This is a genomic window from Streptomyces sp. NBC_00510, from assembly GCA_036013505.1.
Lineage (GTDB): Bacteria > Actinomycetota > Actinomycetes > Streptomycetales > Streptomycetaceae > Actinacidiphila.
Genome location: CP107851.1, coordinates 7,682,165 through 7,701,699 on the forward strand (window position 1 = coordinate 7,682,165; position 19,535 = coordinate 7,701,699).

Annotated in this window: 21 protein-coding genes; 12 read left to right on the plus strand and 9 right to left on the minus strand. The window is 72.9% G+C overall.

Features of this window, described 5'->3' with window-relative positions; genetic code table 11:
- Window positions 1–71: 71 nt before the first annotated feature.
- Window positions 72–2,303: a catalase/peroxidase HPI gene (katG, locus tag OG937_34775; GenBank protein ID WUD76489.1), complete on the minus strand. Its 2,232-nt coding sequence runs from the start codon at window positions 2,301–2,303 to the stop codon at window positions 72–74.
- Window positions 2,304–2,683: 380 nt separating this feature from the next.
- Here katG and OG937_34780 point away from each other — a divergent pair, with 380 nt between their 5' ends.
- Entirely contained in the window at window positions 2,684–3,094 is a 411-nt protein-coding gene (locus tag OG937_34780) for a transcriptional repressor (protein ID WUD76490.1), read from the plus strand.
- Window positions 3,095–3,118: 24 nt separating this feature from the next.
- Here OG937_34780 and OG937_34785 read toward each other — a convergent pair whose 3' ends face one another.
- Window positions 3,119–4,102 (minus strand): alpha/beta fold hydrolase, encoded by a 984-nt coding sequence (locus OG937_34785; GenBank protein WUD76491.1) that lies wholly within the window; start codon window positions 4,100–4,102, stop codon window positions 3,119–3,121.
- A gap of 51 nt (window positions 4,103–4,153) precedes the next feature.
- On the opposite strand from OG937_34785, the gene OG937_34790 reads away from it, so the two are divergent.
- Both OG937_34790 and OG937_34795 read left to right on the plus strand, forming a co-directional pair.
- The gene (locus tag OG937_34790; GenBank protein ID WUD76492.1) at window positions 4,154–4,678 is read left to right on the plus strand and encodes a hypothetical protein; all 525 of its coding nucleotides are present in this window, start codon (window positions 4,154–4,156) and stop codon (window positions 4,676–4,678) included.
- Window positions 4,668–5,006 (plus strand): hypothetical protein, encoded by a 339-nt coding sequence (locus OG937_34795; GenBank protein WUD76493.1) that lies wholly within the window; start codon window positions 4,668–4,670, stop codon window positions 5,004–5,006. Before OG937_34790 ends, OG937_34795 begins: the two co-directional genes overlap by 11 nt.
- Before the next feature lie 15 nt (window positions 5,007–5,021).
- On the opposite strand, the gene OG937_34800 is transcribed toward OG937_34795, so the two are convergent.
- On the minus strand, window positions 5,022–6,008 hold the full coding sequence (locus OG937_34800; protein WUD78986.1) for a LacI family transcriptional regulator: 987 nt from the start codon (window positions 6,006–6,008) through the stop codon (window positions 5,022–5,024).
- Between the two features lie 86 nt (window positions 6,009–6,094).
- Here OG937_34800 and OG937_34805 point away from each other — a divergent pair, with 86 nt between their 5' ends.
- The 3 genes from OG937_34805 (at window position 6,095) to OG937_34815 (ending at window position 8,978) form a co-directional block, all read left to right on the plus strand.
- Window positions 6,095–7,102 carry an ROK family protein gene (locus OG937_34805; GenBank protein ID WUD76494.1) on the plus strand — a complete coding sequence of 336 codons (1,008 nt, stop codon included), beginning with the start codon at window positions 6,095–6,097 and terminating at the stop codon, window positions 7,100–7,102.
- A gap of 531 nt (window positions 7,103–7,633) precedes the next feature.
- Window positions 7,634–7,816 carry a hypothetical protein gene (locus OG937_34810; GenBank protein ID WUD76495.1) on the plus strand — a complete coding sequence of 61 codons (183 nt, stop codon included), beginning with the start codon at window positions 7,634–7,636 and terminating at the stop codon, window positions 7,814–7,816.
- Window positions 7,817–7,937: 121 nt separating this feature from the next.
- Window positions 7,938–8,978 (plus strand): NUDIX domain-containing protein, encoded by a 1,041-nt coding sequence (locus tag OG937_34815; GenBank protein WUD76496.1) that lies wholly within the window; start codon window positions 7,938–7,940, stop codon window positions 8,976–8,978.
- Window positions 8,979–9,013: 35 nt separating this feature from the next.
- Here OG937_34815 and OG937_34820 read toward each other — a convergent pair whose 3' ends face one another.
- Entirely contained in the window at window positions 9,014–10,372 is a 1,359-nt protein-coding gene (locus tag OG937_34820) for a dipeptidase (GenBank protein ID WUD76497.1), read from the minus strand.
- 210 nt (window positions 10,373–10,582) lie between these two features.
- Between OG937_34820 and OG937_34825 the strand changes: the two genes are divergently transcribed.
- Both OG937_34825 and OG937_34830 read left to right on the plus strand, forming a co-directional pair.
- Window positions 10,583–11,758 carry a geranylgeranyl reductase family protein gene (locus tag OG937_34825; protein WUD78987.1) on the plus strand — a complete coding sequence of 392 codons (1,176 nt, stop codon included), beginning with the start codon at window positions 10,583–10,585 and terminating at the stop codon, window positions 11,756–11,758.
- A 57-nt stretch (window positions 11,759–11,815) separates the two neighbouring features.
- Entirely contained in the window at window positions 11,816–12,487 is a 672-nt protein-coding gene (locus OG937_34830; protein ID WUD76498.1) for a DUF4230 domain-containing protein, read from the plus strand.
- Here OG937_34830 and OG937_34835 read toward each other — a convergent pair.
- Window positions 12,480–12,938, minus strand: a complete 459-nt coding sequence (locus OG937_34835) for a nitroreductase/quinone reductase family protein (protein ID WUD76499.1) — start codon at window positions 12,936–12,938, stop codon at window positions 12,480–12,482. The genes OG937_34830 and OG937_34835 overlap by 8 nt on opposite strands.
- Before the next feature lie 150 nt (window positions 12,939–13,088).
- On the opposite strand from OG937_34835, the gene OG937_34840 reads away from it, so the two are divergent.
- Genes OG937_34840 through OG937_34850 form a run of 3 tightly spaced genes read left to right on the plus strand, consistent with a single transcriptional unit; the run spans window position 13,089 to window position 15,800 of the window.
- Window positions 13,089–13,808 (plus strand): TetR/AcrR family transcriptional regulator, encoded by a 720-nt coding sequence (locus OG937_34840; GenBank protein WUD76500.1) that lies wholly within the window; start codon window positions 13,089–13,091, stop codon window positions 13,806–13,808.
- Between the two features lie 58 nt (window positions 13,809–13,866).
- On the plus strand, window positions 13,867–15,138 hold the full coding sequence (locus OG937_34845; GenBank protein WUD76501.1) for a sensor histidine kinase: 1,272 nt from the start codon (window positions 13,867–13,869) through the stop codon (window positions 15,136–15,138).
- Complete coding sequence (locus OG937_34850; GenBank protein ID WUD76502.1) at window positions 15,135–15,800, plus strand: response regulator transcription factor; 666 nt, start codon at window positions 15,135–15,137, stop codon at window positions 15,798–15,800. The genes OG937_34845 and OG937_34850 overlap by 4 nt, the downstream gene beginning before the upstream one ends.
- A gap of 55 nt (window positions 15,801–15,855) precedes the next feature.
- Here the strand turns inward: OG937_34850 and OG937_34855 are convergent, their stop codons facing one another.
- Window positions 15,856–17,352 carry an MFS transporter gene (locus OG937_34855; protein WUD76503.1) on the minus strand — a complete coding sequence of 499 codons (1,497 nt, stop codon included), beginning with the start codon at window positions 17,350–17,352 and terminating at the stop codon, window positions 15,856–15,858.
- A gap of 87 nt (window positions 17,353–17,439) precedes the next feature.
- On the opposite strand from OG937_34855, the gene OG937_34860 reads away from it, so the two are divergent.
- Window positions 17,440–17,835: a MarR family transcriptional regulator gene (locus tag OG937_34860; protein ID WUD76504.1), complete on the plus strand. Its 396-nt coding sequence runs from the start codon at window positions 17,440–17,442 to the stop codon at window positions 17,833–17,835.
- Window positions 17,836–17,865: 30 nt separating this feature from the next.
- Here the strand turns inward: OG937_34860 and OG937_34865 are convergent, their stop codons facing one another.
- From OG937_34865 to OG937_34875, 3 genes are all read right to left on the minus strand, one after another.
- Entirely contained in the window at window positions 17,866–18,333 is a 468-nt protein-coding gene (locus OG937_34865; GenBank protein WUD76505.1) for a DUF4442 domain-containing protein, read from the minus strand.
- Between the two features lie 68 nt (window positions 18,334–18,401).
- Window positions 18,402–19,148, minus strand: a complete 747-nt coding sequence (locus tag OG937_34870) for a maleylpyruvate isomerase family mycothiol-dependent enzyme (protein WUD76506.1) — start codon at window positions 19,146–19,148, stop codon at window positions 18,402–18,404.
- Between the two features lie 45 nt (window positions 19,149–19,193).
- Complete coding sequence (locus OG937_34875) at window positions 19,194–19,496, minus strand: hypothetical protein (GenBank protein ID WUD76507.1); 303 nt, start codon at window positions 19,494–19,496, stop codon at window positions 19,194–19,196.
- Window positions 19,497–19,535: the final 39 nt, after the last annotated feature.

Genomic DNA, 19,535 nt, shown 5'->3' on the forward strand with positions numbered 1-19,535 from the left:
GACCCTCCACGCGAAGACGTCCGGGCCGGCCCCCGCTGGGGCCGGCCCGGACGTCCCGGAGAGGTGGACCGTCAGACGAGGTCGAACCGGTCGAGGTCCATGACCTTCGCCCACGCCGCGACGAAGTCGTCGGTGAACTTCGCCTTCGCGTCGTCGCTCGCGTAGACCTCCGCGACCGCGCGCAGCTCGGAGTTGGAGCCGAAGACGAGGTCGGCACGGGTGCCGGTCCACTTGACCTCGCCCGTGACGTTGTCACGGCCCTCGAAGGTGGACTGGTCCTCGGAGGTCGCCTTCCACGACGTGCCCAGGTCGAGCAGGTTGACGAAGAAGTCGTTGGTCAGCGACCCGGGGGTCGCGGTGAAGGCGCCGTGCGACGACTGCCCGTGGTTCGCGCCCAGGACGCGCAGACCGCCGACGAGGACCGTCAGCTCGGGGGCGCTGAGGGTCAGCAGGTTCGCCCGGTCGAGCAGCAGGTACTCGGCCGGCAGGCGGTTGCCCTTGCCGAGGTAGTTGCGGAACCCGTCGGCGGCCGGCTCGAGCGCCGCGAAGGACTCCACGTCCGTCTGGTCCTGCGCGGCGTCCACACGACCCGGCGTGAAGGGCACCTCGACGCGGTGACCGCCGTCCGAGGCGGCCTTCTCGACGGCGGCGGAACCGGCCAGCACGATCAGGTCGGCCAGCGAGATCCGCTTGTTGCCGGACTGCGCCGCGTTGAAGGACTCCTGGACGCCCTCCAGGGTGCGCAGCACCACGGCGAGCTCGTCGGGCTCGTTGACCTCCCAGCCGCGCTGCGGCTCCAGGCGCAGACGGGCGCCGTTGGCGCCACCGCGCTTGTCGCTGCCGCGGAAGGACGAGGCCGACGCCCACGCCGTGGACACCAGCTGCGACACGGTGAGGCCCGAGGCGAGGACCTGCTCCTTGAGGGCGGCGACGTCGGCGGCGTCGACGAGCCCGTGCGTCCGCGCGGGCAGCGGGTCCTGCCACAGCAGGGTCTCGGACGGGACCTCGGAACCGAGGTAACGCACGACCGGGCCCATGTCGCGGTGGGTCAGCTTGAACCACGCGCGGGCGAAGGCGTCCGCGAACTCGTCCGGGTTCTCCAGGAAGCGACGCGAGATCTGCTCGTAGACCGGGTCGAACCGGAGCGAGAGGTCCGTGGTCAGCATCGTCGGGGCGTGGCTCTTGGCGGAGTCGTGCGCGTCGGGGATGGTGCCCGCGCCGGCACCGTCCTTGGCCACCCACTGGTTGGCGCCGGCGGGGCTGGTCGTCAGCTCCCATTCGTAGCGGAAGAGGTTCTCGAAGAAGCCCATGCCCCACTGGGTCGGGGTGCTGGTCCAGGTGACCTCGAGACCGCTGGTGATCGCGTCGGCGCCCTTGCCGGTGCCGTAGCTGTTCCGCCAGCCGAGGCCCTGCTCCTCCATCGAGGCGGCCTCGGGGTCGGGACCGACGTTGTCCGCGGGGCCCGCGCCGTGGGTCTTGCCGAAGGTGTGCCCGCCGGCGATGAGGGCGACGGTCTCCTCGTCGTTCATCGCCATCCGGCGGAAGGTCTCACGGATGTCGCGGGCCGCGGCGATCGGGTCCGGGTTGCCGTTGGGCCCTTCCGGGTTGACGTAGATCAGGCCCATCTGGACGGCGCCGAGCGGGCTCTCCAGCTGGCGGTCGCCGGTGTAGCGCTGGTCGCCGAGCCAGGTGGACTCGGGGCCCCAGTAGACGTCCTCCTCCGGCTCCCAGACGTCCTCGCGGCCGCCGGCGAAGCCGAAGGTCGCGAAGCCCATCGACTCCAGCGCGACGTTGCCGGTGAGGATCATGAGGTCGGCCCACGAGATGCTCTGGCCGTACTTCTTCTTCACCGGCCACAGCAGGCGGCGGGCCTTGTCGAGGTTGCCGTTGTCCGGCCAGCTGTTGAGCGGGGCGAAGCGCTGCTGGCCGGCGCCGGCGCCGCCGCGGCCGTCGCTGATGCGGTAGGTACCCGCGCTGTGCCAGGCCATGCGGATCATGAACGGGCCGTAGTGGCCGAAGTCCGCCGGCCACCAGTCCTGAGAGGTCGTCAGGACCTCGAGGACGTCCTGCTTCACGGCGGCGAGGTCGAGGGCCTTGAACGCCTCGGCGTAGTCGAAGTCCTCACCGAGCGGGTTGGCCACCGCCGGGTTCTTGGCGAGGATCTTCAGGTTCAGCCGTTCCGGCCACCACTGCCGGTTTCCGCCGCCCTGGGTCGGGTGCGGGGCGCGCCCGTGCGCGACGGGGCAGCCGTTCACGCCCTCCGTCTTGGCGTCTGTGACGATTGCTTCGTGGTTCTCAGACATGGGAATCCTTCCGGACCTGGCGGATCACGGTGCTCAGGACTGCGGGCCGTCGGACGCGTTCTGGCGGGGGTCGTCGCGGTGAGCGCACGGGGGCCTCACCGGCGGCATGACAGGGAGAGCGGGTCCAGGACCGGCTACGGCAGTACGACGCGGGCGCCCGTAACTCCCAGGCGGCACCGCGCGGCTGCTCGGCGGTGGTCCCGTCACGTCCCTCTCTTCTGCCGTACTGGAGTCTTCCTGTCCCTTGGCTGGCGCCGGAACCGATCCTACGATGGACGCAGTCCAAGTCAAGAAGAGCGTCAATTCCATAGGCAATCAGAACCCGGACGCGTCCACGGGGTGAATTCCGGACGTCCACCGAGCGGAACGGGTGAGCACACATGAGCGACCTGCTGGAGCGACTGCGCGGGCGCGGCTGGCGCATGACGTCCCAGCGGCGTGTCGTCGCGGAGGTCCTGGACGGCGACCACGTGCACCTCACGGCCGACGAGGTGCACGCCCGCGCGGCGCGGCTGCTGCCCGAGATCTCCCGGGCGACCGTCTACAACACCCTGGGCGAGCTGGTCTCCCTCGGTGAGGTCATAGAGGTCTCCACCGACGGCCGCGCCAAGCGCTACGACCCCAACGCGCACCGTCCGCACCAGCACCTGGTGTGCTCCAGGTGCGGCACCGTCCGCGACGTCCACCCCACCGGCGACCCGCTGGCAGACCTCCCGGCCGGCGAGCGGTTCGGTTTCACGGTCTCCGAGGCCGAGGTCACCTACCGCGGCCTGTGCCCGTCCTGCGCCTGAGCACGCCACCCGGGGGAGCGGCGGCTACCGGTCCGTGGCAGGGGCGAGTCCCAGGCCGCGCAGCCACAGCATCTGCTCGTACGGCTGGGAGCCGCGTCCGCCGCCGTGGTCGCCGAACCGCCACACCGTGATGTCCTTGGGCCCCGCGTAGCGGTTGTACGCGGCGAACACCGTCGACGGCGGGCAGACGGGGTCCATCAGGCCCACGCTGAACAGCGCCGGCGCGGTGGCGCGCGGGGCGAAGTGGACGCCGTCGAAGTAGTCGAGGGTGCCGAAGAGCCGTTCGGGGTCGATGCGCCGGTGGACGCCGAGGTACTGGGCGAGCTCCGGGTACGGCCCCTCGGTGGCGGTCTCCGCGCTCCGCCGGAAGTGGCAGAGGAACGGCACGTCGACCAGGGCCGCCGCGACCGCGTCCGGGGCCAGCCCGGCCACCGCGAGGGCGAGCCCGCCGCCCTGGCTGCCGCCGGAGACGACGACCCGGCCCGCGTCGACGGCCGGGTGCGCGCGCAGGGCGTCCACGGCGCGTACGCAGTCCGTCATCAGGCGGCGGTAGTAGTAGTGCTCCGGGTCCTCCACACCGCGGGTCATGAACCCGCCGACGTACTGCGGACCCGGGGCGGGGTCGGGGTCCGGCGTGTCGTGGCCCTGGCCACGGGAGTCGACGACCAGATGGGCGTAGCCCGCGGCGCTCCACAGCAGGTTCTCGTGGTGCAGCCCGCGCCCGCCGCCGTAGCCGATGTACGTGACGACCCCGGGCAGCGGCGCGGCCGCCCCGCGGGGCAGCAGCAGCCAGGCCGCGACCGGCTGGCCTCCCCAGCCCGGGAGGCGCACGTCGAACACCTCGACCGTGGCCAGCGGCGAGTCGACCGCGCGGTACTCGGCCGGGTCGGTGCCGGCCTCGCGGGCGGCGGTCAGGGTCTTGGCCCAGAAGGCGTCGAAGTCACCGGGCTCGGCGATCTCCGGGGCGTAGCGGCGCAGTTCGTCCAGCGGCAGGTCGGTGAGCGGCATGGCCGGTATCGAATCGTTTCACGGGGTGGGGTGTCAACGGACGCCCGACGCGTGCCGGTTGTCCGTCCGTCGTGGGAGGGTGTCGTCGTGGAGGAGATCGGCTGGGCACCGGCGCCCCGCTCGCCGGTGACGCGCGCGATGCTCAGGGTGGGTGCCGTCACCGTGCTCGCGGGGCTCGTTGCGGGACCGGGAAGCGCCGTGCCCGTGACGGCGGTTCCGCTGAGCCGTGCCGCGGTGGAGGCGGAGCTCGACGCGGCGGCGGACCAGTCCGGCGTACACAGGTCGGAGAACACGGTGATGGGCTTGACCGTGACCGCCGACAAGGAGTCCGACCGGCCCAGTGAGCAGTGCATGCTCGCCTGGGCGGCCGCCGAGGGGGCGGGCGAGCGGGAGTACGCCGCCGTGACGGCGGTCCTGCGCGAGCACGGGTGGACGGAACTGCGCCGGGAGAACAGCCCCGGCGGCGGTACGTACGTCAACCTCGGCAAGGGTGGCTGGACGGTGACGGTCGCGTACGACGGCGGGCCGGGGTCCTTCACCGCGCTGACCTTCACCGCCATGGCACATGCCTGCTGACGGTCCGGGCGCGGCGCGCCCGCGCCACGCGCTCGGCCACGGTGCCCCCGCGACGGACACCGACCCGCTTGTGCCGGTACTCGCCGGAATCGTCGTGGACGTCGTCCACTCCCTCGACACCTGCGCCGACGACGAGGTAGCCCCCGATGTCGCCGTGAGGACGGCGGAGCACGCCGGGTGGGTGCTCCACAACCTGCCACCCCGTCAGCGCGCCCGGTTCCTGCGGGTGCTCGACGACCTGGCGGCGGCCGAGCCGGACCCGGCGCGGCGCCGCGCCCTGGAGTCCTTCGGCTTCACCTGCGGGCTGGTCGAGGAGGAGCCGTCCTGACCGCCCGCCGCGCCGTCACGGCACGGGCGGGAGCTCGCCCGAGCCGCGCGGGATCAGGCGGCAGGCGAGCTCGACCCGCTTGGGGGGGCCCGCCGAGCCGTCGAGCCGCTGGAAGAGCAGGCCCGCAGCGGTCCGGCCGAGCTGCCCGGGCTCCTGGGCGACGACGGTGACCGCCGGGCGCAGCAGGTCGGCGAGCTCGAAGTCGTCGAAGCCCACGAGGGCGACCACGCTGGGCCGGTCGGCGAGGACCCGGACCGCGGTCACGGTGATCCGGTTGTTGCCGGCGAACAGGGCGGTGACCGGTTCCGGGCCGCTCAGCATGGACTCCACGGCGGCGCGGACGCGGTCGGGGGCCGTGGGCCCGCAGGAGACCCAGCCCTCGTGCACGGGGAGCCCTGCGGCGGCCATCGCCTCCCGGTATCCCCGCAGACGCTCGGCCGCGGTGTGGATGCGGGGGAGGTCGCCGATGAAGCCGATGCGCCGGTGCCCGTGGGCGATGAGGTGGGCGACGCCCTCGCGGGTGCCTCCGGCGTTGTCGCTGAGGACCACGTCCGCGTCGATGCCGCCCGCGGGGCGGTCCACGAAGACGGTGGCGACGCCGGCCGCGATCTCCGGTTCGAGGTAGCGGTGGTCCTCGCTGGCGGGCACGATGACCAGCCCGTCGACACGCCGGGCGCAGAAGGCGAGCACCAGTTCCTGCTCGCGGTCCGCGTCCTCGGCACTCGATCCGGTGAACAGCAGTGTCGAGTGCGCCCGTGCGAGGTCCTCGACGGCCCGGCTGAGCGGGGAGTAGAAGGGGTCGGCGAGGTCCTCGAGGACCAGCCCGATGCTGGCCGTACGGCCCTTGCGGAGCAGCCGCGCGCTGTCGTTGCGGCGGAATCCGAGGGCGTCGATGGCCGCCTGGACACGCGAGATCGTGTCCTCGGTGACGCCCGGTTCCTCGTTGACGACACGCGATACCGTCTTCAGGCCGACACCGGCCCGGGCCGCGACATCCTTCATGGTGGGACGGGCGGTACGCGGAATATCGGTCACGGCGTGATCCTATGGGCTGGACAACGTTGTCAACAAAGGGCGACACTACGCCCATGCCGTTCGAGAGCTCTGCCGAGTCCATCGTCCCGCCGTCGGGTGCCGCCGGTGCGGGCCCGCTGATCGCCGCCGTGGACATCGGCGGCACCAAGATCGCGGGTGCCCTGGTGGACGCCCGCGGCGAGTTGCTCGTACGCGTGCAGCGCCCGACGCCCGCAGACCGGGACGCGGCGACGGTGATGGGATCGCTCGCGGAGGTGCTGGCCGGACTGCGGGAGTCCGCGGGCTGGCCGCGGGTCGTCGCGGTGGGCATCGGCAGCGCCGGGCCGATCGACGCCTCCCGCGGCACGGTGAGCCCGGTCAACATCGCCGGCTGGCGGGACTTCCCCGTCGTCGCCCAGGTGGGCGAACGGGTCGGTGGGCTGCCCGTCGTCCTCACCGGCGACGGCATCGCGATCACCGCGGCAGAGCACTGGCAGGGCGCCGCCCGCGGGCACGACAACGCGCTGTGCATGGTGGTGTCGACCGGCGTCGGCGGCGGTCTCGTCCTCGGCGGCAAGCTCCACCCCGGCCCGACGGGCAACGCCGGGCACATCGGCCACATCAGCGTCAACCTCGACGGGGACGTGTGCCCCTGCGGCAGCCGAGGCTGTGTCGAGCGTCTGGCCAGCGGGCCCAACATCGTGCGGCGCGCCCTGGAGTCCGGCTGGCGTCCGGCCCACGGCGAGGAGTCCGACGCCGCCGCCGTCGCCCGGGCCGCCCGTGAGGGCGACGCCCTCGCCCTCGCCTCGTACGACCGCGCGGCGCAGGCGCTGGCCGCGGGCATCGCCGCGACGGCCACCCTGGTGGAGATCGACGTGGCGGTGATCGGCGGCGGTGTCGCGGGCGCCGGCCCGCTGCTCTTCGAGCCCCTCCGCGCGCACATGCGCCGGTACGCCACGCTGTCGTTCGCCTCGGGGGTGAAGGTCGTTCCCGCCGTGCTCGGCACGGACGCGGGCCTGGTCGGCGCGGCCGCCGCCGCGGCGCAGGCGCTGCGGCTGGAAGCCTTCGCGACCGGCGCCTAGTCCGGGTCGTCGCAGTCCCTCTCCTGGCCTACGGCCGGGGGGCGAGGTCCGGTGTGCCTCGCGGAGGAGGAGATTCACCCGTTCGCGCGGGAGCGCGCAGTCGTGCCCACCGCGTCCTGTCGCGACGCCCCCGTCACGGCCCGGTGGGCGCGGTCAGCCGCGCCCGCTTCCCGGGCTTGTCGACCTCGCAGCTGCGGATCGGCCGGGACGAAGGCGGAGAGCGTCGAGAGCGGGTTGGCCGTGAATCCGGCCGCCGACGCGCCGGGGACGGCCTGGCCGAGCGAGGAGCAGGTGCCGGGCGTCATAGCACTTGCCCACCGGGTCGGCGGAGGTTTCGTAGGCCCGGAACAGCGCGACGGGACGGTTGTCGCGGTGCGTGCCGACGCCGTCCAGGAACTCGTGGATCTCCAAGATCGGCCGGGGCGTGTGGTCGAGCATGCCCCAGAGGGAGGCGCGCTCGTGGGCGACGGTTCCGGGCGGGTCGTACGTGCTTGACGCGGACCGTGTCGAATCCGTCGACCACCTGCTTGCGTGCGAGGGGGATTCGGAGGCGCCCACCAGTTGGCGGGGCGGCTCCCGTTCGGCGCCTCGGCCGGCACCGCGTGGTCGTGGTGGTCGCGGGAGGCGACGACGAGGGCCTCGCGGACCCGGACCACCATGCTGCTGCGGCGGCAGTTCATCGCCGGACTGACCCCGGGGGCCAACGAGGGCTGACCACGGTGTTCGCGGGTGCCGAAGCCACCGGTATGCGCCGATGGCCGGGTCTGCGCGTTTGCCGACGCCGATGATCCGGGCAATTCGTAGGGGGCTACCGGGCTACGGAAGAGGGGGCACCGTGATCGTCTGGCTCAACGGCACGTTCGGCGCGGGGAAGACCACTGCGGCACGCGAACTGCTCGAACTGCTGCCGGGCAGCGTGCTCTACGATCCGGAACTCATCGGCAGCGGACTGCGGCTGATGCTCCCGGAGAAGCGGCTGGGCGAGGTCTCCGACTACCAGGAGCTGCCCGCGTGGCGGCGGCTGGTCGTCGACACCGCCGCCGCACTGCTCGCCGAGGTGGGCGGGGGACCGCTCGTGGTGCCGATGACCCTGCTGAGGCAGGAGTACCGGGACGAGATCTTCGGCGGGCTCGCGGCCCGCCGGATCACTGTGCGGCATGTTCTGCTGCACGCTGAGGAAACGGTTCTGCGGGAGCGGATCGACCAGCGCGCCGACATCCCGGGCGACGCCGAGGCCAGCGCGGGGGTCCGCGCCTGGTGTCTGGACCACCTGCCCGCCTACCAGGAGGCACTGCCCTGGCTCACGGCGGACGCCCACGTCGTCGACACCGCGGGGCTCACCTCCCGCGCGACGGCCGAGCGGATCGCCGAGGCGATACGGGAGGGCGCGGGCTCCTGCGACATCGTGCAGACCCCGGAGCCCACCGCCGAGACCCTCGCGGCGGGCGTGCTGCTCTTCGACGAGGACGACCGGGTGCTGCTGGTCGACCCGACCTACAAGCCCGGCTGGGAATTCCCCGGCGGGGTCGTCGAGCCCGGTGAGCCGCCCGCCCGGGCCGGCATGCGGGAGGTCGCCGAGGAACTCGGCCTGCGGCTCCCGGTGGTGCCCCGGCTGCTGGTCGTCGACTGGGAACCGCCGCTGCCGCCCGGATACGGCGGTCTGCGGCTGCTCTTCGACGGCGGGCGGCTGCCCGCCGCGGACGCCGAGCGCCTCCTGCTGCCCGGCGCCGAGCTGCGGGGCTGGCGCTTCGCCACGGAGGACGAGGCCGCCTCCATGCTGCCGCCCGTCCGGCACACCCGGCTGTGCTGGGCGCTGCGGGCGCGGGAGCGGGCCACCGTGCTCAACCTGGAGGCGGGCGTGCCGGTGGGCGGCTGAGGGGCGACGGGCGCGTCCCGGCCGCCCACCGGGGCTCAGACGGCCTTGGCGGCGTACTTCTGGAGGAAGAGCGCCTCGGTGAGCGAGAGCTTCTCCAGTTCCTCGGGGGAGACGCTCTCGTTCACCGCGTGGATCTGCGCCTCCGGCTCGCTCAGGCCGATCAGCAGGATCTCCGACTCGGGGTAGAGCGTCGCCAGGGTGTTGCAGAGCGGGATCGAGCCGCCCATGCCGGCGATCTCCATCTGGGTGCCGTACGCGGTGCGCATCGCCTCCGCCATGGAGGCGTACGCCGGGCTGGAGGTGTCCGCGCGGAACGGCTGGCCGCTGCCGACCTGGGTGACCTCCACGCGGGCCCCCCAGGGGGCGGCGGCCTCCAGGTGGGCGATCAGCAGCTTGGCCGCCTGCTGGGCGTCCACGCCCGGCGGGACCCGCAGACTGACCTTGGCACCCGCGGTGGCCTGCACGGACGGCGTGGCGCCGACCACGGGAGGCGCGTCGATGCCGATGACGGTGACCGACGGGCGGGCCCAGAGACGGTCGGCGACCGTGCCGGTGCCCATCAGCTCCACGCCGTCGAGCACCTTGGCGTCGGCGCGGAAGTCGCCCTCGTCGTACTGCAGCCCGTCCCAGGCGGCGTCGGCGGTGAGGCCCGCCACGGTGGAGGCACCGGAGTCGTCGTGGAGCGTGTGCAGGATGCGGACCAGGGCGGCCAGCGCGTCCGGTGCGGCACCGCCGAACTGGCCGGAGTGCAGATTGCCCTCCAGGGTGGTCACCTTGACGTCGACCAGCGCCATGCCGCGCAGGGTCGCCGTGACGGTCGGCAGGCCGACGCGGAAGTTGCCGGAGTCGCCGATGACGATCGCGTCCGCGGCGAGCAGTTCGGGGTGCTCCTCCGCGTAGCGCTCCAGACCGCCGGTGCCCTGCTCCTCCGAGCCCTCGGCGATGATCTTCACGCCGACCGGGACCCCGCCGTTCTCGCGCAGCGCGCGCAGGGCGGTGAGGTGCATGATCAGGCCGCCCTTGCAGTCGGCCGCGCCGCGCCCGTACCAGCGGCCGTCGCGCTCGGTGAGCTCGAACGGCGGCGACAGCCAGCCGGCCTCGTCCAGCGGCGGCTGCACGTCGTAGTGCGCGTACAGCAGCACCGTGGGCGCTCCCTCCGGCCCGGGCAGGTAGCCGTACACCGACTGCGTGCCGTCCGGGGTGTCCAGCAGGGCGACGTCCTCGAAGCCCTCGGCGCGCAGCGCGTCGGCGATCCATGAGGCGGCCCGCTCGCACTCGCTCTTGGGGAACTGCCGCGGATCCGCCACCGAGCGGTACGACACCAGCTCGGCCAGCTCGGTCCTGGCCCGCGGCATCAGTGCGGCGACGGTTGCGGCGAGTGGTGCGGCGGACATGGGCGCTCCTGATGGGTGGGACAGGCCGAACGCGATGTTCGTGGACCGGTGGTCGTGATCGATGGTGCCACAGGCGGCCTCGCTCAGCCGCGGATTAGTATGCGGCTGAGCAGGGGCGACGGCAGTCGGCAGGTCGAACGGGAGCGGGAAGCACACGTGAGCAGCGAGTACCAGGCGCAGGACGGCGGTTCGGCGGAGGACGTCGACGGCATGCCGGTGTGGGACGTCGTCGTGGTGGGTGCCGGGCCGGCCGGGGCCTCGGCGGCCTACGCCGCGGCAAGTGCGGGACGCCGTGTGCTCCTGCTGGAGAAGGCCGAACTGCCGCGTTACAAGACCTGCGGCGGCGGCATCATCGGGCCCTCCCGCGACGCGTTGCCGCCGGGCTTCGAGCTCCCGCTGCGCGACCGGGTGCACGCGGTGACCTTCAGCCTCAACGGCCGGCTCACCCGGACCCGCCGGTCGCGGCAGATGCTCTTCGGGCTGATCAACAGGCCCGAGTTCGACGCCCAGCTGGTGGACGCGGCCGTCGACGCGGGCGCTCGGCTGCGGACCGGGGCCCAGGTCTCCCGGGTCGAACAGCACGGCACCTCCGTCCCCGACCGGCGGACCGTCGCGGTGGTCCTCAACGACGGCGAGACGATCCTCGCCCGCGCGGTGGTCGGCGCCGACGGCTCGGCGAGCCGGATAGGCGCCCACGTCGGCGTCAAGATGGCCCAGGTCGACCTGGGGCTCGAGGCCGAGATCCCGGTGCCCGCGGAGGTCGCCGAGGACTGGGCGGGCCGGGTGCTCATCGACTGGGGCCCGCTGCCCGGCAGTTACGGGTGGGTCTTCCCCAAGGGCGAGACCCTGACCGTCGGCGTCATCTCGGCGCGCGGCGAGGGCGCGGCCACCAAGCGCTACCTGGAGGACTTCATCGGGCGGCTCGGTCTGGCCGGCTTCGAGCCGAGCATCTCCTCCGGCCACCTCACCCGCTGCCGCGCCGACGACTCCCCGCTCTCCCGCGGCCGCGTGCTGGTCTGCGGTGACGCGGCGGGGCTGCTGGAGCCGTGGACCCGCGAGGGCATCTCCTTCGCGCTGCGCTCCGGCCGCCTGGCGGGGGAGTGGGCGGTGCGGATCGCCGAGGCGAGCGACGCGGTGGACGCGCGTCGCCAGGCCCTGAACTACGCGTTCGCCGTCAAGGCCGGCCTCGGGGTCGAGATGGGCGTCGGCCGCCGGATGCTGGGCGTCTTCGAGAAGCGTCCGGGTCTGCTGCACGCGGCTCTCACAACCCTCCCCCCGGCGTGGAACGCCTTCGCTAAGATCACCCGCGGTTCCAGCTCGCTCGCCGAGCTGGTCCGTACGCATCCGCTGGCCCGTCGCGCGCTGGAGTCGTTCGACCGTCGTTGACCTCCTGTTGGCACCCTCCCGGGCGTCATAAAGGCGGAGTTGAGGGGCAGAGACGTTATGGGAGGTGTCCTCGTCATGCCCTTGAGGAACGTAGACGGAAGACTGCCGTGGTGGGTGCGTACACTCACCGGGCTCGTCGTGCTCGGCGGACTTCTGTTCCTGGTCGCGCGCGCGGACCTGATACCGGGTCTGCCCAATCCCTTCGCCGAGGAGACCAAGGACCGCAGTGGTCCCGTGGTGCTCAAGGCGATCCAGGACATGAGCCGCTTCGAAGGAGCAAGTGGCCAGTTCCAGGTCGTGGTCGACCTGGAGAAGGACGCCAAGTTCCTTCCCGATGCCGTGCGCGGCAGGCGCACGCTCTACGTGGGGGCCGGCAGTGTCGACGCCTACGTGGACCTCGGTGACGTGGGCCCGAAGGGCGTCACGGTCTCCGAGGACCGTACCTCCGCCGTCCTCACCCTGCCCCACGCCCAACTCGAGCGGACTTCGCTCGACCCCGACCGTTCCTACGTGGTGGCCCAGGAGCGCGGTTTCTTCGACCGGCTCGGCGACTTCTTCTCCTCCCACCCGGGGGACGAACAGCAGGTCCAGCAACTCGCCGCGAAGAAGATCCAGCAGGCGGCCAAGTCCACCGAGCTGACGAAGCGGGCGGAGACCAACACCCGGGCCATGCTGGTACAGCTGCTGACCTCGCTGGGGTTCGAGAAGGTGGAGGTCCGCTTCAGCTGACGGGCCGGAGCTCGGTGATGCGGAAGACCGGGTGCTTGTGGGCTATGGCGCGCAGTTCCTCATCGGTGGAGTCCGCGCCCACCCCGCCGAAGAACACGCCCACCTCGGCCTTCCAGCGCTTGAGGTAGGCACGCAGCACCTCGGGCTTGACGTCGTCGCCGACCTCGGTCGCGCTGAACTCCTCGACGTTCTTGCCCAGCAGCAGCCGACCGCCGCCGGCGGCGCGCATGTTGTGCGTCCACTGGACGTGCCCGCGCGGCGCCACGAGGTAGCGCTCCCCGTTCACCACCAGCAGGTTGACCGGGGTGCGCCGCCACTCCCCGCTCTTGCGGCCGCGGACGGCCAGCACGCGGGAGCCCCACACGCTCAGACCGCGGCGGGTCAGCCAGGCCACCGCGCGGTTGAAGACGTTGACCGTGAACCAGCCGGGCTTGATGACGTGCTCGGACATGAGGACTCCTCCGTGACGCGCGGGCCGTGGACCGAGGACGGTCCGTGAGCGGTGCTCTCGCTTGAGAACAGTGTGCACGCCCTGGCGCTCCATGGCAAGAGCACTGCTCTCTTTCTTGGTCGTCGCTCCATTCGTGCGTACACTGATCGCATGAGCGTGATCCGAACGGCCAGGGAACGGGCCCGCGACGAAGTGACCGCGGCCATCAAGGAAGAGGCGCGCCGGCAGCTCGCCGACGAAGGCGCATCGAGGCTCTCGCTCCGCGCCGTCGCGCGGGAGCTGGGCATGGTCTCCTCCGCGCTCTACCGCTACTTCCCGAGCCGGGACGAGTTGCTCACCGCCCTCATCATCGACGCCTACGACGCGGTGGGCGCCGCCGCCGAGGGGGCCCTGGCCCGCGCGGGCGGTGACCCCGTGGAGCGCTGGAGCGAGGTCTGCCGGGCCGTACGCCGCTGGGCCCTCGGCCATCCGCACGAGTACGCCCTCATCTACGGCTCCCCCGTGCCCGGCTACTCCGCGCCGCTCGACACGATCGGCCCCGCGTCCCGGGTCGGGCTGGCACTGATCGCCGTGGCCGAGCAGGCCCACACCGCGGGGGCGCTCGCCGCCTCCCCGGCCGACGCCCCGCTGTCGGAGGCCGCCCACGCCGACGCCTGGCGGCTCGGCAAGGACCTCGACCGCGACCTGCCGGCACGGGCGATCCCCTCCCTCGTGGCCGCCTGGGCGCAGCTCTTCGGGCTCGTCAGCTTCGAGGTGTTCGGCCAGTTCAACAACGTGGTCGAGGCGCGCGACGACTTCTTCGACCACGCCGTCGCGGGCCTCGCGCACCAAGCGGGGCTCCGCCGTGAGCGCGTACTCCACGGGGAGTAGACGCGATCACCCCGCCGACCGGACGCCGACCCGCCGCCCCCCGGTCTAGCGTGGCCGCATGACCGACGACGTGACACGGGGTGGCGGCCCGCCCTGGGGGGCCTGGCGGCGCCACACCGGGCCCGGCCACTCCCGCGGCGGCGGCGGCGAGCGCCCGCGCCACCCGTGGGTCTCGTCGCTGATCATCGCCGTCGTCCAGGTGGTCGGCACCACGGCCGCCGCGCACAACGCGCCCGGCCGGGTCGCCCTCGGCCACTTCGGGTACGCGCTCCTGCTCGCGGGGCCGGTCCTGCTCCTGTGGCGCAACCGCGCGCCCGTCGCGGTCGCCGCCGCCGTATCGGCCGTCACGCTCGTCTACGTCGCCGCCGGTTACCCGTACGGGCCGGTCTTCCTGAGCATCGTCGCCGCCTACTTCACGGCCGTCGCCGCCGGTCGCCGCAGAGCCGTCCTGATCATCGCGGCCGCCCTGTACACGGCCTACCTGCTCATCACCGTGTGGCTGTACCGCTGGTTGCCGCCCGCCGGGGACGAGGCCGCCTCGTGGGCCCAGGTGTCGGGGGCCGCCGCCTGGCTGCTGGCGATCCTCGCCGTCGCCGAGCTGTGGCGGCTGCGCAGGGAACAGTTCGTCCGCGACCGGCGGGAGCGGGCCGAGGCCGAACGGCGCCGCGCCGACGAGGAGCGGCTGCGCATCGCCCGCGAGCTGCACGACGTGCTCGCCCACAGCATCTCGGTCATCAACGTGCAGGCGGGGGTGGCCCTCGCCCTCATGGACGAGCGCCCCGAGCAGGCCCGGCAGGCACTGACCACCATCAAGGCGGCCAGCAAGGAGGCGCTCGGCGAGGTCCGCCAGGTGCTCGGCACCCTGCGCAGCCCCGGGGAGGCACCCCGCTCGCCCGCACCGGGCCTGGACCGGTTGCCCGAACTGCTCGAACAGGCCGCGGGCGCCGGCCTGGCCGTCGACATCACCCGCGACGGCCGCACCGGCGCCCTGCCACCGGGCGTCGACCTGGCGGCGTTCCGCATCGTCCAGGAGGCGCTGACGAATGTCATCCGCCACTCCGGCTCCCGTACCGCCCGCATCCGCGTCACCCGCCGCCGGGACGCCGTCGAACTGCGGGTCGACGACGACGGCCCCGCCACCACGACCGCCGACCACGCCCCCGACTCCGGTGGCGGCAACGGGCTGCTCGGCATGCGCGAGCGGGCGGCGGCGCTCGGCGGCACGGTCGAGGCCGGACCCCGAGCCGACGGCGGCTTCCGCGTCCTGGCCCGTCTGCCGCTCGCCGCCGGCGCCGCGCCGCCGCCCGTCCCCGACAAGGAGAACCCATGACCCGGGTCCTGCTCGCCGACGACCAGCTCCTGGTACGCGCGGGCTTCGCCGCCCTGCTGGACGCCCAGCCCGACATCGAGGTCGTGGGGGAGGCCTCCGACGGCGCCCAGGCGCTGCGCCTGGTCCGCGAACTCACCCCGGACGCGGTGCTGATGGACATCCGCATGCCCGTCATGGACGGACTGGAGGCCACCCGCCTGATCACCGAGGACGCGGCGCTGACCGGGGTCAGGGTCGTCATCCTCACCACGTTCGAGCTCGACGAGTACGTCTTCGAGGCCATCCGGGCGGGCGCCTCGGGCTTCCTGGTCAAGGACACCGAGCCGGAGGAACTGGTGCGTGCCGTAAGGGCGGTGGTGGACGGCGACGCGCTGCTGTCGCCCGGCGTGACCCGGCGGCTCATCGCCGAGTTCGCCGCCCGGTCCAAGGAGCCCTCGGCCGCGGCCGAACTCGACCGGCTCACCGAGCGGGAGCGTGAGGTGATGGCCCTGGTCGGGATCGGTCTGTCCAACGAGGAGATCGCGCGCCGCCTGGTGGTGAGCCCGCTCACCGCCAAGACGCACGTCAGCCGCACGATGGTGAAGCTCGGCGCCCGGGACCGGGCCCAGCTCGTCGTCCTCGCCTACGAATCCGGCCTGGTGCGGCCCGGCTGGCTCGGCTGAACCGCAGGGGCCCGCGCGGACCGTGGCGCGCGCGGGCCCCCAGGCTGCGGGCAGGTCAGTCCCGCACCGGGACCTTGCGCTCCTCGCTCACCGGCGTGGCGGTGTCGGAGGAGGCGACGACGAAGCCGTACGACACCCTGCGGCGCAGCCCCGTGAGGGTGATCAGGAGTCCGGCCAGGGCGATCGCGCTGACCACGACCAGCCCGGGGCGGTAGCTGTCGAGCACGGCCTGCGGGGAGGCGGGGCGGCCGTCACCGGACCCGGCGGTGATCGCCGCGGTCACCACCGCGAGGAAGATGGCGCCGCCCACCTGGAAGGAGGTGTTCAGCAGGCCGGAGACCATGCCCTGCTCCTCGTCGCGCACGCCGTTGGTGGCCTGGATGTTGAGCGACGGGAAGACCAGCGCGCACGCGGCGCCCAGCAGCAGCATCGACGGCAGGATTACCGCGGCGAAACTCGGGGTGAGGTCGACGCGCAGGAAGAGCACGTAGCCCAGGAACAGCAGGGTGAATCCGGTGGCGATCACCCGCGGCGTGCCGAAGCGGTCCACCAGCGGACCGATGCGCGTGGAGGCGAGCGCCACCAGCGCCCCCGCGGGCAGGAAGGCCAGCGCGGTCTGCAGCGCCGACCAGCCCAGCAGCGACTGCATGTACTGGGTGACGAGGAACTGGAAGCCCACGTAGGAGCCGAAGAAGGCGGCGCCGCCGAGGTTGGCGCGGATCTGGTGGGGCGAGCGCAGGACGCCCAGCCGGATGAGGGGGTGGCTGCTGCGGTGCTCGATCACCGCGAAGGCGGCCAGCAGGACGGCGACGGCGGCGAAGGAGAGCAGGGTGCGGGCCGAACTCCAGCCCGCTTCTGGAGCCTGGACGACGGTGAAGACCAGCAGCAGCATCGCCCCGGTGCCGGTCAGGGCGCCGGGCAGGTCGTAACCGCGGCCGGAGTGCCGCTCGCGGGGGCTCGACGGGATCAGGCGGAGGCCGGCCACGAGGGCCAGGACGGCCACGGGCGCGGGCAGCAGCATCGTCCAGCGCCAGCCCACCTCGGTCAGCAGGCCGGACAGGACCAGACCCATGGAGAAGCCGGTCGCGCCGCAGGTGGTGTAGATGCTGAGGGCACGGTTGCGGACCGGCCCCTCGGCGAAGGTCGTGGTGATGATGGACAGTCCCGCCGGGGCGGTGAACGCCGCGCTCAGGCCCTTGACGAAGCGGCTGGCGATGAGCAGTTCACCGGAGTCGACGAGTCCGCCGAACAGGGACGCCACGGCGAACACGGCCAGCGCGACGAGGAAGACCCGGCGCCGGCCGAGCAGGTCGGCGGCACGGCCGCCGAGGAGCAGCAGGCCGCCGTAGCCGAGGATGTAGCCGCTGACGACCCACTGGAGCGACGAGGTGGACAGGTCGAGGTCGTCCGCGATGGACGGGAGGGCCACGCCGACCATCGAGACGTCCAGGGCGTCGAGGAAGAGCGCGGCGCAGAGCACCAGCAGGGTGCCCCACTGCCGGGCGCTCCAGCGCCCGTCGGAACCGGGGACGGCGGTGTGCGGAGAGGTCATGCCGAGGAACACTACATGCATGTGCATCAGATGCAAGCGCATTTAATGTGCGTACATGCAGTGTTGATTTTCTGCTATCCTGCGGCCATGACCGGCGTGAAGAGTGAGCATGTGCTCGTGGAGCGGTGGCGGGAGGTCCTCTCCCTGCACGCGCGCACCGCGTGCGAACTCGACCGTGAGCTGAACCCGCACGGACTCGGGGCGAGCGACTTCGAGGTGCTCGACCTGCTCGCCGAGGGCAACCCCGACGACGGCGGATGCACCTACCGCGTCCAGGAGCTCGCGGACCGCGTGCACCTGAGCCAGAGCGCGCTCTCCCGGCTGGTCGGCCGGCTGGAGAAGGACGGCCTCGTCAGCCGGGGGATCTGCAGCGAGGACCGGCGTGGGGTGCGGGTCGCGCTGACCGAGGCGGGCCGGGTGCGCCATGAGGAGGTCAAGCCCGTGCAGCGCGCCGTCCTGGAGCGGATGCTCGGCCAGGTCTGAGGGTTTCCGGCGTCGCCGGCGGCCTTCCGCTCAGCGGGAGTCGCGCTTCCGGCGGACGTACAGCTGCTTGCGGACCCTGGCCACGACCGTCCCGTCGTCCGCGACGACGTCGTTCTCGAACCACACCAGGGCCTTGTCGCCGCCCGCGGTGAGCTCCCTGATCTCCTCGAGCCGGTGCTCGGTCAGCTTGAAGTCGGCGAACACGTCCCCCTTGCCGGGCGAGACGAACTCGATCTCCGCCGCGCGGTCCCACACCAGGTAGTCGCGCCCGAGGCGGTTCATGACCAGCAGCATCCAGAAGGGGTCGCTCATCGAGAAGAGCGATCCGCCGAAGTGGGTGCCCACGTAGTTGCGGTTGAAGCGGTGGAGCCGCAGCCGGACCCGGGCCGAACTCCAGTCGTCGGCGATGTGCAGGACGCGGATGCCGGAGAACAGGTAGGGCGGCCACCAGGTGATCGCGCGGTGCAGGGCGGCGGGCGTGAGGGAACGTCGTGCCATGCGAAGACGCTAGCAGGTGAAGTTACCGGCCGGTAACCGGGGCGCCGCCCTGCGTCGCGCCTGGTGCGTCAGTCGATCGCCGCCGTGCGCCGCCACAGGTCGATCACGGAGTCATCCCCCGTCACCTGCAGCTTCTCGTACGCCCCCCGGTTCCAGAGGGTGAGGTAGAGCTCCTCGGCGGTGCCGCTCACCGTGCAGTCCGCCTCGCCCGGCGCGGACCGTTCGACGGACAGCGGGTTGGCCGACATGCGCGCGAGCCAGTCGTCCCGCGCGGCGTCGGTGTCGGTCGTGCGCACGCGGAGCGTCCTGGGCGTCCCGCTGCGGACCCGGCTCTTCGGCCGGACGTGGAAACCGGCGAGCAACTCGTCGATGCCGTCGGCCGCGAACCCCGGATCCACCGGGGACGGGGCCCGGCCCAGGGCCAGTTCCGCGTCCACCCGGTGGACCGCCGTCTCGTGCGCCTGGCGCCGCGCCCAGAAGGCCCGCGGGGAGGGGGCCTTGAGGAAGTACCAGCACTCCAGGTCGACGGGCGCCGCATCGAGGGCCGCGACCAGCAGCCCGTGGCCTTCGCGGAACCAGGGGAGGACCGAGGCGTCGTCCCTGGGGGCCTCGGCCTCGATGGGCTCCGGCTGCCGCCGCCCCTCCGCGACGTAACCCGTCGCCCAGCGGTGCACGACCCCTTGATGGCGGACCAGTTCGCGCACGCGCCAGCCGGGGCAGGACGGCACCTCGGCGTCGAGCCCGGCCGCTTCCGCCGCGTCGGCGAGCAGTCCGCCGTCGCGTCGCAGCACCTCGATGAACTCGGCTGTCTCCATGACGCGATTGTGGCAGCCGGCACCGACAGCCGGGCCCGTACCGGCTCAGTGCGCGGGGCGACGCCGGCGGCGGGCCCGCGCCACCAGTCCGGACAACACCGCGTTGAGGACCGCCGACACCACGGCCGCCGCCACCGCCGTCGACCAACCACCCCAGCCGTGGGCGGCGTCGGCCGCCCCGAGACCGCCGATGGCGTCGAACAGCGACCAGAACATGGGCATCCACGGCAACGTCAGCAGGACGAGCCACACTCCGGACAGCGTCGCGTCCGCGTGCGAGACGAACGCGGTGTCGAGCAGGACCAGGACGAGGGCGGCGGCGACCAGGCACAAGTAGACGCGCGACACACGCTCCCGGTACACGGACCGGGCGGCGGCCCGGAGCTT

What these genes read in the sequence shown, in the direction of transcription:
- OG937_34800 (WUD78986.1), bottom strand. Translation starts at nt 6,008, where the DNA reads ATGAAGGATGTCGCGGCCCGGGCCGGTGTCGGCCTGAAGACGGTATCG.
- katG (WUD76489.1), bottom strand. Translation starts at nt 2,303, where the DNA reads ATGTCTGAGAACCACGAAGCAATCGTCACAGACGCCAAGACGGAGGGC.
- OG937_34870 (WUD76506.1), bottom strand. Translation starts at nt 19,148, where the DNA reads ATGGAGACAGCCGAGTTCATCGAGGTGCTGCGACGCGACGGCGGACTG.
- OG937_34865 (WUD76505.1), bottom strand. Translation starts at nt 18,333, where the DNA reads ATGGCACGACGTTCCCTCACGCCCGCCGCCCTGCACCGCGCGATCACC.
- OG937_34840 (WUD76500.1), top strand. Translation starts at nt 13,089, where the DNA reads ATGAGCGTGATCCGAACGGCCAGGGAACGGGCCCGCGACGAAGTGACC.
- OG937_34820 (WUD76497.1), bottom strand. Translation starts at nt 10,372, where the DNA reads ATGTCCGCCGCACCACTCGCCGCAACCGTCGCCGCACTGATGCCGCGG.
- OG937_34825 (WUD78987.1), top strand. Translation starts at nt 10,583, where the DNA reads ATGCCGGTGTGGGACGTCGTCGTGGTGGGTGCCGGGCCGGCCGGGGCC.
- OG937_34785 (WUD76491.1), bottom strand. Translation starts at nt 4,102, where the DNA reads ATGCCGCTCACCGACCTGCCGCTGGACGAACTGCGCCGCTACGCCCCG.
- OG937_34860 (WUD76504.1), top strand. Translation starts at nt 17,440, where the DNA reads ATGACCGGCGTGAAGAGTGAGCATGTGCTCGTGGAGCGGTGGCGGGAG.
- OG937_34805 (WUD76494.1), top strand. Translation starts at nt 6,095, where the DNA reads ATGCCGTTCGAGAGCTCTGCCGAGTCCATCGTCCCGCCGTCGGGTGCC.
- OG937_34780 (WUD76490.1), top strand. Translation starts at nt 2,684, where the DNA reads ATGAGCGACCTGCTGGAGCGACTGCGCGGGCGCGGCTGGCGCATGACG.
- OG937_34830 (WUD76498.1), top strand. Translation starts at nt 11,816, where the DNA reads ATGGGAGGTGTCCTCGTCATGCCCTTGAGGAACGTAGACGGAAGACTG.
- OG937_34850 (WUD76502.1), top strand. Translation starts at nt 15,135, where the DNA reads ATGACCCGGGTCCTGCTCGCCGACGACCAGCTCCTGGTACGCGCGGGC.
- OG937_34795 (WUD76493.1), top strand. Translation starts at nt 4,668, where the DNA reads ATGCCTGCTGACGGTCCGGGCGCGGCGCGCCCGCGCCACGCGCTCGGC.
- OG937_34845 (WUD76501.1), top strand. Translation starts at nt 13,867, where the DNA reads ATGACCGACGACGTGACACGGGGTGGCGGCCCGCCCTGGGGGGCCTGG.
- OG937_34835 (WUD76499.1), bottom strand. Translation starts at nt 12,938, where the DNA reads ATGTCCGAGCACGTCATCAAGCCCGGCTGGTTCACGGTCAACGTCTTC.
- OG937_34855 (WUD76503.1), bottom strand. Translation starts at nt 17,352, where the DNA reads ATGACCTCTCCGCACACCGCCGTCCCCGGTTCCGACGGGCGCTGGAGC.